The organism is Corynebacterium sp. MSK044, assembly GCF_030232825.1.
Classification (GTDB): Bacteria; Actinomycetota; Actinomycetes; order Mycobacteriales; family Mycobacteriaceae; genus Corynebacterium.
The window spans coordinates 1-11,623 of sequence record NZ_JASPJJ010000026.1 but is presented as its reverse complement, the minus strand read 5'-3'; the positions used below and the strand labels follow the sequence as shown (position 1 = coordinate 11,623).

Annotated in this window: 3 protein-coding genes and 1 pseudogene; 3 read left to right on the top strand and 1 reads right to left on the bottom strand. The window is 54.8% G+C overall.

Annotated elements, in window-relative coordinates:
* Positions 1-278 precede the first annotated feature (278 nt).
* From QP994_RS10385 to QP994_RS10375, 3 genes are read left to right on the top strand one after another with little or no spacing between them, the layout of a single operon-like run.
* Positions 279-1,946: a SpaH/EbpB family LPXTG-anchored major pilin gene (locus QP994_RS10385; RefSeq protein WP_284866689.1), complete on the top strand. Its 1,668-nt coding sequence runs from the start codon at positions 279-281 to the stop codon at positions 1,944-1,946.
* A 30-nt stretch (positions 1,947-1,976) separates the two neighbouring features.
* Positions 1,977-2,933, top strand: a complete 957-nt coding sequence (locus QP994_RS10380) for a class C sortase (RefSeq protein ID WP_284866687.1) — start codon at positions 1,977-1,979, stop codon at positions 2,931-2,933.
* A 3-nt stretch (positions 2,934-2,936) separates the two neighbouring features.
* Positions 2,937-11,270, top strand: coding sequence for a SpaA isopeptide-forming pilin-related protein (locus QP994_RS10375; RefSeq protein ID WP_284866685.1), 8,334 nt, complete (start codon positions 2,937-2,939; stop codon positions 11,268-11,270).
* Between the two features lie 72 nt (positions 11,271-11,342).
* On the opposite strand, the pseudogene QP994_RS10370 reads toward QP994_RS10375, so the two are convergent.
* Positions 11,343-11,546 (bottom strand): annotated as a pseudogene (locus tag QP994_RS10370) (3-methyl-2-oxobutanoate hydroxymethyltransferase); the annotation flags it as partial.
* Positions 11,547-11,623: the final 77 nt, after the last annotated feature.

The following is an 11,623-nucleotide window of genomic DNA, read 5'->3' as shown; positions in this document are numbered from 1 at the left end:
ACATAACCCGCCCAATCGGGTGGACGGCCTATGAATCTTCGGTGCCCTGGGGTGGAACTGCTAACAACGTAATGGGGATCTGTGATTACTCCAGACTCGTGTTATTGCCAGGGAACTGCTAAGATTTAGACAGTTGCCCCCAAGTGCAGCTTACTGGCCCCTGTGATCTTGGAGTTTGTGCCTTCAGCGTTCTGCTGAAGGCCACTCATGCTTCCTTGATGCGTTCATTTCTGCGGGTGGGACCAGTGAAAATCGAACATTTACTCAAAGGAGATGCAATGACAGCATCAAATTCTCTCCCACGTAAGGGCCTTGCGATCATCGCGTCCGGCATGGTGGCCTTTGCTAGCTTCAGCATGGCTCCCGTCGCTTTCGCTGAGGATGGTGACGCCACCACTCAGCAGCCGGGTAACACCGAGGGCACAGGCGCTGAGGTCAACGAGTCGCTGGTGAACCAGCTGAACAAGGGCGACAAGGCCAAGCTGACCATTCACAAGCTCAAGGGTAATTTCTCCGGCACCAACCCGTACGGCGTTGTTCAGGATAACGTCGCTGGTGACCCACTGGATGGCATTACCTTTGACATCTACAAGGTCAAGGGCATCGATCTCTCCACCGTTCAGGGCTGGAAAGAGTACGACAAGCTGGCCGGTTCTGATCCGAACAAGCTGATCACTGACGGTAAGGCCGAGAAGGTTGCTTCCGTGAAGACCGCTAACGGCGGCCTCGCTGAGTTTGAAGGTGAGATCGGCGTGTACGTGGTCAAGGAGAACCTTGGTGCGTCTGATGTGAAGCCGGGTACCTACTCTCCAGCTGCTCCGTTCATCACCGCTCTTCCGTTCACCACTGAGGACGGCAAGGCGTGGAATAAGAATGTTCACGTCTACCCGAAGAACCAGGAGCAGAAGGCAAACAAGGAAGTCAAGGACCAGGGCAAGCACGCCCAGGACACGATCGCCTACACCCTTGACGGCACCGTGCCTCCGATTCCGTCCAACCACAAGGAGGGCGAGAAGTACTTCGACGGCTACTCCCTCGTGGATATCTACGATCCGGAGAAGTGGACCCCGGATACCAAGAGTGTTAAGGCTTCCATCGTCAACGGTTCGGAGACGATTGAGCTCGCAGCTGATGACTTCCAGGTGTCTGAGCCAGTGGATTACGAGAAGGGGGCCGGTAAGAAGGCTTTCTCCATCTCCCTGACCCGCACTGGCCTGGACAAACTTGAGGGTGAGGCCCGCAAGTCTGATTCGGTGAAGGTTGTTGCAACCGTCGAGGGCAAGTTGGCAGCTGGTTTGGCTCCGGGCGATGTGGTGAACAAGGGCTTCCTCATTCCGCCGAATGTGGCTGAACCGAACTGGGACCGTCCGAAGAACCCGGATGACCCGAACACCCCGCCGGAGACCCCGACGCCGGAGACTGAAGTTGTTTCCAAGTACGGCAAGCTTGAAGTCACCAAGGTCAGCTCCCGCGATGCCAACGCCAAGCTGGAAGGCGCAACGTTCGTGCTGCACAAGTGTGAGAACAACAACACCGCTGGTGGCGAAGGCAAGCTGCTCGACAAGAAGGCTGAGCCGCTGACTGTCGACGGTAAGAAGGAGTGGACCACCGACGCTGAGGGCAAGTTCAGCATCACCGGTATCCAGCTCGAGGACTGGTTCGATGGCAAGTCGCAGGACGACCTCTTCGACTACTGCCTCGTTGAGACTAAGGCGCCGGAGGGTTACGAGCTTCTGCCGAAGCCGGTCCTGGTTCCGATCAACCAGAATACCCCGGAGCAGACTCTGGCAAGCACCATTTCGAACGTCCCGTCCACCCCGGGCACGTTCAAGCTGCCGGCTACTGGTGAGTGGGGCCGCTGGTGGCTCATCGCTGGCGGTGCAGCAGCACTGTTGGCAGCACTCGGTGTTGCATACAACGCAACCCGTCGCAACAAGGACGCATAAGAGAACGCATTAGGTAAAGGACAGGATCGCGTGGTTATTGCAACAGCACCGGTTGCTGAGAAGCAGAAGGAGAAGAGCAGATTTGCGTCTGCATCTTCCTCCCTTGCTGTTGCTGCGATCCTGTTCTTTATCGGCGTTGCTGCGGTTGCGTACCCGGTTGTGTCCACGTTGCACAACAACGCAGCCGCCTCTCGGGTGGCCGATGAAATGTCGGCTGAGATCGAGGCGCTCGATGATGACTATAAGGACGACCTCCTCGCGGAGATGCGTGCTTACAACGATTCGCTTCGTTCCAACCCTGTGGTGCCGGGCATCCCAGAGAAACAGGACTTGCAACCCACTGGTGAGTACGAGCGCTACCTCGACGTGGGTAGGCCGCACCTGTTGTCAACAGACACGATGAGCCAAATCATCATCCCCGATATTGGTGTCCGCCTCCCGGTGTACAGGGGTTCCGGACCAATGTCGCTCAACCGCGGAGCGGGCCACTTGTTTGGCACGACGCTTCCCGTCGGTGGACCAGGGACAAACACAGCTATTACCGCGCATACCGGTATGGCTACGGCAACGATGTTTGACAACCTCATCAACTTGAAAAAAGGGCAAGACATCTTCGTTACTACCCTCGGCGAGACGATGCGTTACCGCATGGTGGATGCCGTTGTGGTTCCGCCAGACACGCTTGACGCGATTCCGCCGGTAGGGGCTAGCGATGAAGACAGGTTGTTCCTTATTACCTGTACACCGTATGGACTTAACTTCAACAGGTTGATCGTCGAAGCTCACCGCATTCCACTCGACGCTGAGCCGTATCCGGGTGACATCACTGATGTGACTAACTCGGTGGGGCCGTGGCAGACGTGGATGACAGTGGTCGCCGTCATCTTTGCAGTTTTCATTCTGGCAATGACGTGGGTTCTTGCCTCAGCGGCGCGTCGCCGCAAATCGTCCTCCACCCCAGACTCAACAATTTCCAATAAAGGATAAGACATGAAGATCACAAGCGCTGTGCGTAAAGCAGCGGCGACAGTCGCAGTCGGAGTCGTTGCGGCCACAGGTGTTAACTCACCTGCGTATGCAGTACCGGAAGATAATTCCGGGACCACCACGGGCGTGGTTGAGAGCACGGTGGACGAGTCGGGCCCAACTGACGTCGATAAGCCGGTGGACCCGGACGAAGATGTGGTCCTCCCGGGCGCCATCGACATTGCTGATAGCATGGTTGCCTTCGGTGCGGAGCTGGCAGGTGACCCGTATGACGTTGAGGGCACCGTGTTCAAGGTTGCGCCGGCAGCTACTGGCGGCGTGGTTATCGTTGGCTTAGCGCAGGGTAAGACTGCGACGAATGGTGAGCTTGAGATCCCGAAGAACCTCGACGGCAAGCCAGTCGTCGGTATTGATGACGGCGCGTTCCGCGATAAGGATCTGACCAAGGTCAGCTTCGCGGATGATCTCGAGCTTGAGTCGATCGGCGACGGTGCGTTCCAGGGCAATGACCTTGAAGGTCAGCTCACTGTTCCCGCGAAGGAAGTGGGGGAGAACGCCTTCGCCCAGAACAAGCTCACCAAGGTCACGCTGAAAGGCACGGAGACCGTCAAGAAGGACGCCTTCCGCGATAACCGCTTGACTGGTGTGGACTTCCAGCCGGCAACCGGCACACAGGTTGCTCTGGAAGAGCGGGCGTTTTTGAACAACCGAATTTCAGGTGAGCTGGACCTCACAAAAGTCGGCGCAGTTGGGAATGAGGCTTTCGCGCTTAACGACGTCCGCTCGGCCACCGTGGGCGAACAGACAAACCTCGGCGAGAAGGTCTTTGATAAGAACAAAGGCTGGGTTGAGCTGAAAGCCGAGAACGGTTCAGACGAAACCCGCGGCATTGTCACCAAGGCTTATGACGATGACTCCACCGGTCAAGTGGTCAACCCCGTCAGCGTGATTGTTCGTTACGTAGATGAGGACGGGAAGACCATCTTCCCGGAGGAAACACTGGGCAAAGACTTGAGTGATGGCACCCGTGCTTTTGAGAAGGGTGTTGAAGCCACGCTCACCCCGCGCAAGATTCCTAACCATGAAGCTCTTGAGCCCACGTTGACGTTCACTCCCGACAAGGACGGGTTCGTCGTCGAGGCGAAGTACAAGTATGTTGACAACCGCCCAGTGATTACTTTCCCTGAAGGTGGCATCTCCCTGGAAAACGGTGAGGAAGCAACCAAGGAACGCATGCTGCGTGGTGTCACCGCCAAGGACAAAGACGGCAATGACCTAACCGACAAGATCACCGTCGACGCTTCCGGTGTCAACGTCAACACGCCAGGCGTCTACCAGGCCGTCTACACCGTCCAGGACAAGGATGGCAATGAGCGCGTGGAAACCGTCGACGTTGCCGTCGGCGTGAAATGGGCCGACTGGGAATTCGGCGGTGGCTGGCAGATCAAGGACTTCACCTTCAATTCCTCTGGAGAGCTGACTGGTTTCAGCCAATCGGGTAAGGACAAACTGGCTGCGGGTAAGACTGATCTGTGGTTGCCGCCGGTGGACCTGTCTGGCAAACCCGTGACCAAGATTTACAAAAACGCTTTTTCGGGAACTTCAGCCACTAAGCTTTCGAGCTGGGGAAATATCCAAGAAATTGGTACTTCAGCCTTCGAAAGCAGCAAGCTGACCTCTCTTCCTGAGAAATGGCCCGATGGTTTGTCCAGTATTGGGTCAGCTGCGTTCGCACGCAACCAGATTGGGATTCTTCCGAGCAAGTGGCCGAGTGGCCTGACATCCATAGGCTATGAAGCATTCGAACAAAACAAGCTCACGGCTCTTCCTGAGAAATGGCCCGATGGTTTGTCCAGTATTGGGTCAGGTGCGTTCGCACGCAACCAGATTGGGATTCTCCCGAGCAAGTGGCCGAATTCCTTGAAGGAAATCGAGCGGAACGCATTCGCGTACAACAAGCTCACCTCGATTGAGAGCTGGCCGGATGATCTGAAGACCATAGGCGATGGTGCCTTCCGCGCCAACCAGATCCAGTCGTTGCCTAAGAAATGGCCGGATACGCTGGAAGTTATTAAGGACAATGCCTTCTCCATGAACAAGCTCACGTCACTGCCGGAGGAGTGGCCTGAAGCTCTAAAGCTCATTGGTAAGGCTGCCTTCTATGAGAATCAGCTGACCTCGCTTCCAGGTCGTTGGAATGATCAGCTGACCCGCATCGGGTATCACGCTTTCCAGTTCAACAGACTCACTTCGCTGCCTGAAGAGTGGCCAGTGAATCTTGAAAGAATCGACAGTTATGCATTCCGAGGAAATCAGATCGCGTCACTTCCGGAGAAATGGCCAGCGACCCTAGAGTCCATCGGCGTTGACGCTTTTCGCAGCAATAAAATCACATCATTGCCAGATCACTGGCCTGAGAAGCTGACGACTATTAAGTACGGTCTTTTCGCCGATAATCAACTCACGTCTCTGCCGCAGACCTGGCCTGAGAATCTGTCTGCGATTGAGCCCGAGGCTTTTGAGAACAATAAGCTCACTTCGATTCCAGAAGAATGGCCGCAATCCCTGACGAGTATTGGTAAAAGCGCGTTTACCAAAAACCAGCTATCTTCTCTTCCAGAAAAGTGGCCGGCATCCTTGAAAGTCATTGATAATAATGCGTTCTACTCGAATCAGCTGACTGCTCTTCCTGAGGAATGGCCAGAGTCTTTGGAGACTATTGGGTCTGGTGCATTTCGATTGAACAAGATCGCGAATGTTCCGAATAGGTGGCCGGATGGGTTGAAGAGTATTGGGAGAATTGCGTTTTCTGACAATATTCCACTCCCAAGCGGATTGTCGTTCGATGTGAAACCTGAGCAATTAACCCAAAAGTTTCTCAACGACATCAAGGAATCCGGGCTTAAAATGCCGATCTACCTATTCACCACAGACAACGTGACGCCGCAGGGGCTGAAGGTCCCGGAGGGTGTGATTATTAACCCCGTCAAGGTCACTCTTAATTTTGTGGATGAATCTGGTGCCACGCTTGCTGAGCCAGTCACGGTTATTGGTACACAGAACCAACCCTTCACCTACACCCCGCCGGCTTTCTTCGGTTACGAAACGCCGAAGGTAGACGAAGTGCTCGGTGTTGAGCGCGACCAAACCATCAATGTGGTCTACAAGAAGATTGACACATCTGACTACGAGAAGACCACGCACTTGGCGCTTAACCTCAACAATGGGTCTGCCTATCCGATCGGGGCCGACATGACCGGCAGCGTGCACATCGAATACACAGGGTTCGACTCTCAGGAGCTGAAGAATCCGCGCATTGAACTGAAATTCGATCCGAAGGTATACAACCACGAAGAGTTCGAGGTTGCCGCGAATACGTTCAATATCGACAAGAATTCGATTATTCGGAAACCGGGAGTATTCTCTTTCGTCCTTCCGGAACTGATTCCGGGACAGTCCCTAGACATCCCGTTCAGGGCCAAGTTCAATAAACTGGTTACGCCTTCGAATACGAAGTTTCCAATCACAGCCACGTTGGTGACTGATCCTAAGGACACCAACGGCAATCAGGTTATTGCTAAGTCCAACACGGAATCCTTCCGCGGGATCTACACTCCTCCCCGTCAACAGGTGTCCGTTGAAGGCAATTATGAAGACGGCGTCATTTCGAATTATGACCAGAAACTTGTTCCCTCTGATAATGACAATGAGGAAGGCGACCGTTTCGTCGCAGACGATGAGCCGGGCCGACTGGTCAAGAACACGCTGAAGTACGGCATTTCTGTTGATAAATTGGAACGAAACGTCTCCAAATACGAGATGACCGTCCCCTTGCCGGAGTACAAGGTTCATGAAAAGTCCGAGACGTTCAAGAAGACAGGCCCCACAGGTATTGCAACCTTTGATCCGGAAGCTAACCCGGGTTGGAAGCTGTCGGAGGATGGGCTTTCCGTCACCTACGTTGGTGATAACAACGGCACTGACGGGAGAATTCTCAAGAATTTGGTTTTGGGATTCCCAGGTGCCGTAGAAGGCGAGAGCTTTACGCTGAATCCGACCGTGGTTCTGACACCCACTGACCAGTCTGAGACTGAGCCGGTTATGGTGACGAATAGCGGACGCACGAACCACTTCGCTCGTTATACGCCCCCACCGGGTGATCCCTTCGTGAAGTTCGCTGCAGGAAACCACGGAAATAGTGGTGGAAACTACTTCTATGACAATGCTCATGAGCGCGCAGGTACGTTCCCGTGGGTTGTGTCATACCGTGCAGTGAAGGATTACAACAATGTTTTGATTCGGGACCACGATCTTGATTCACGCATGTTCTATGACTCTGTGACTGTTCCTGTCAACCTTGGTGATGTCACAGTACGAGTGCTTGATTCACGTGGTAATGACCTTCAAACTGTTGAGGTTACGGATGTCAACGAGCGCAAGGTGACCTTTGACAAGGCACAAGTGCTTGATGGTGTGGAACTTCTTATCGAGGTGAAAAACCCGATGAAGGAGGGCACGTACGGCACAATTGACATCACTACGCGTTTGAAGAATCCGGAAGAGCCGCTGTTTGTCAATGGCTCAGTGAAGAACCCCATCTTCCTCAACCATGCTGGTATTGAAATTGATGGTGTTCCTTTGAAGTCTGTGAAAGCACAGAAGTCCGTTCGAGCCATGCAGCAGGAGATTGAAGCGTATAAGTCCTTCAGGTCCTATAACGCGGACGGCAAGAAAGTTGATCAACTGATTACCGGTGACTCCTTGAGCTACACAGTCGGATTCAAGCCGCATGAAGGTTTCGGCGAGACGATCACCAATATTGAAGTTGTGGATCTTCTGCCCGTCGGTGTTGACATCACGAGTGTCTCTATGGGATCCCGTTTCTCACAGCTCCCTGGCGCTCGCTATGAGGTCGTAGAAAATTACCGTAACTCCGGTCAGACGGCCGTGATCTTCACTGCGTCCTCTGCAACTCCGCAGCAGGTGCTTGGAGGTAACTACTTCGCTGTTGGTTTGATCGATGTCGCTACAAACCAAGCAACCAATGGTGAGTACAGGCGCATTGATAATGAGGTGTTTGTTAACGCCACTGGAACCAGGTTGGTTGGGGAACTAACGGACCCACGTTTGGGTGATAAGAAGTGGACCAAGGCCTCGGTTTGGACACGGTATGAGCCGGCGAAGGCCATGGAGCAGCGTAAATTCATCCGTTCGTACAAGGAAGACGGTACGCCTGGCCCGTGGACTTCATCCGAGATTACGGCCCCGGGCGCAAAGCTGGATTATCGTTTGCGTCTGATTAACGGTACGGACCGTCTGCGCTCTGAAATCGTGGCTTATGATGTGTTCCCGCACGTTGGAGACCAAGGTATCCCGAGTCCACGTATGTCGGCTTTTGCCAACACCTTTGACCCGTCACGCCCTGTGCAAGCACCAGAAGGCTTCACGGTGGAGTACTACAACGGCCCAGAATGGCCGGTGTACCCGGGTGAAAGGGAGACCGCACAACCGGCACTGGATGCCCTTGAATGGATGCCAACGCCGACCGTTGATACGAAGGCTATCCGCATCACTCAGAAACAGGGATACACCCTTGATTCTCGTAGCCAGGTCGAGTTCATTGTTCCGATGAACGCCAATGCAGAGAATCTGGACCAGTTTGGTAACCCGCCGAGGGAGATTCTGGGCAAGTTTGCACAGAACACCTTCTTCTACCGGGATAATGAGCAAAGGACCCTGCTCGAAGGCAACCGTGTTCGGAACGAGCTGAAGGCAAAGCCTGTTTCTATCGAGTTTGTGAAGACGGATAATTCTGATGCTCCACTTGAAGGTGCGACGTTCGCTCTCAAGGATGAGCAAGACAGAACGATCTCGACGGCGGTCTCTGGGCCTGATGGGAAGATCAAGTTCGAAAATGTGCTTGTCCAACCAGGCTTCACCGTGGTTGAAACCCGAGCGCCGAAGGGCTTCGTATTGAACCCGAAGGCTCACACCATCGATGAGGCTATGTTGAATGAGGCATACTCCAATACGCCTGCTGTCATTGACTTGGGCAGGGTGAGTAACACTCCAGAACCTCCGGCTCCTGTGTACGGGAAGGTTGAGTTCACCAAGATTGATATCGAGGGCAAGCCCTTGAAGGGAACTCAATTCACCTTGACAGGAATACCGACGGGCACGAAGGAACCCGTGACGTATACAGCGACTGCTGGTGACAACGGCAACGTTGTCTTCGCCGCAGTGCTGCCGGGAGACAATTACACGTTGACTGAAACTCAGCCAATTGGTTCGCTTGAACCGATTGATCCCATCAAGGACATCAAGGTCGAGGGTAAGAAGACCACGAAGCTTGGTGACAAGGTGGGAGACGTTGACCACGCAATTGTGAATAAGACTGCATCTGTTGCATTGGTTAAGCTCGGTGTGCTTGATGACAGGCTTGTTGGTAAGGATGGTCCACGCCCGTTTGGTAGTTTCCAGGCTCTCGACGGCGAGCGACTGAACGGTTCGACGTTCAAGCTTTACGACGAGAACAACGACGTAGTGGCCACGATTTCCCCGAATGCAAACGCTGATGCGCCTACGCGGATCAAGGGTTTGAAGCCTGGTGTTGTATACCGACTTGAGGAAACTCAGGCGCCGCAGAAGTATGAGGCGCTGGCTAACTTCCCCATGGAGTTCTCGGTTGGGCCGCGTGGCGAGTTGCTCTCGGCCGATGGCGAGCCGTTCCCCGTCCAATCTGCTTTGTTCGTCCCGAATAAGCAGAAGGGGCAGGAGTCCAAGGTGACTGTGGAGAAGAAGGACCAGGACGGCAAGGCTCTTGCCGGGGCTGAGTTCCAGTTGCAGCACCTCGACGGTGAAGAGTGGAAGCCATTTGGTGATCCTGTTGTCTCCGATGCAGATGGTGTCGCAGCGTTTACCATCGGTGAATCTGGCCGCTTCCGCGTCGTCGAAACGAAGGCACCTAACGGATACCACGGGAAGTTCATTTCCCGAGAGTTTGTTACGGATCGTTTCGTTGCACGCACGTTCACTTACACTGCGGTGAACAAGCGTATGAGCCCTGTCATTGCCAAGGTCGAGTTCATCGCCCGCGCACTGCCAAGTGAGGCAGCCGCAACGGAGCTTCAGAAGAAGAATCCGGGATCAGTGGTTGAACGCTCTGCTGGCCAGTGGAATGTGGTGAAGTACCTCCCAGGTGCGACTTTCGAGATCCGCGAGGGTAACGCCGAAGGTCCGCTGGTTCAGGAGGTGACTACCGGTGATGACGGTAAGGCCGCAGTCACGGTCGACATCGATCCAACGAAGACGTACGTTGCTGTTGAAACCAAGGTTCCTGAGGGGTATTCAGCTCCTGCTTACCCAGTGACGTTTACCCCGGAAGCGAAGATTGCTGAGCAGGGGTCAGTTGACGGACGTTTCGTCGTGTACGCGCCGAACACTCGCGTCACTGGTCGGATCGTGGTGTCCAAGACCGATGCAGCAACTGGGCAAGCCTTGCTGGATGAGAAGGCTGAATTCACCGCCCAGCGTGTGAAGAAGGTCACCGACGGCAGCGAGGAGGAGAACGACATCGTCGTCGACGGTGTGCGCTACCGCCCGCTGGGTAAGCCGAGGACCGAAAACACGACGAAGTCCGCTGGTGTCGCAGTCTTCGACAAGTTGGACACAGGCACCTACATCGTCCGTGAGACGAAGGCGCCGGATGGCTACATTCTCGATGAGGCGCCGGCTGTGTTTGAGGTGACCAAGGAAGATTCAGCTCACACCTTCGTCTTCGCGAATGAGGCTCCTGAGCCAGAGATTGATCTGACCAAGTACATCAATGACCAGGATGCGAACACTCCGCTCACTGCTCCATGGATTCAGCCGGGAACAGACACGATGGACGTGAAGTTTGTTGTGGAGAACACCGGTAAATCGAAGCTGGAGAAGGTCACTGTCACTGACAAGATCGAGGATGCGGATGACAATCAGCAGTACATCGATGACGCGTTGAAGAACGCCGAGTTCGTGGTGACAGAAGCCGATGGGACCGAGAGCAAGGCTATGAATGGCCAGATTGTTCTGGCCCCGGGTGCTAAGGCAACGGTGACCTTGACTGTCAAGGCACCCGAGACCAACACCATGCACCGCGATGACGCGACTGCGGTTGGTTACTACCGTGACATTGAGGTCAAGGATGAGGACCCGGCGCATGCCTACCGCCTACCGATTCCGCTGCCACTGCCAATGTCGGGTGACAAGCCGTGGCTGATCGGCACGCTGCTCCTCGGCGGTCTCGCACTCGCGCTGTCCCTGGCAGCCGCGAAGAGGGGAACCCGTAGGAACCAGTAACCCCTGATGGGTAAGGGTCTGACTCCGACAGTGCGTCGGAATCAGGCCCTTAAACCTTTTGTGGGGTGGTGCCTAGAAGGAGTGCTCCTCCGCGGGGAATGCTCCTTCCTGCACAGCGCGCTTGTAGCCGCTGGCTGCCTGGCCCAGAGCCTCGCCCACGGCACCGAACTTGCGCACAAAGCGGGCACGGTGATCACCGGCGGGGAAGTCCGCCAGATCGTGCCAGACCAGCACCTGTGCGTCGGTGTCTGGACCGGCGCCGATCCCGATGGTGGGTGTTGCGACCGGCTATTTGGTAGCAGTGTCGTGACTATCCGGTAGCGCTTCAGTGAGTTTCTGGTAGCAGCTCAGGG

Bases quoted from the DNA above. Each gene is read 5' to 3' on its own strand.
- QP994_RS10385 (WP_284866689.1), top strand. From the start codon at position 279: ATGACAGCATCAAATTCTCTCCCACGTAAGGGCCTTGCGATCATCGCG.
- QP994_RS10375 (WP_284866685.1), top strand. From the start codon at position 2,937: ATGAAGATCACAAGCGCTGTGCGTAAAGCAGCGGCGACAGTCGCAGTC.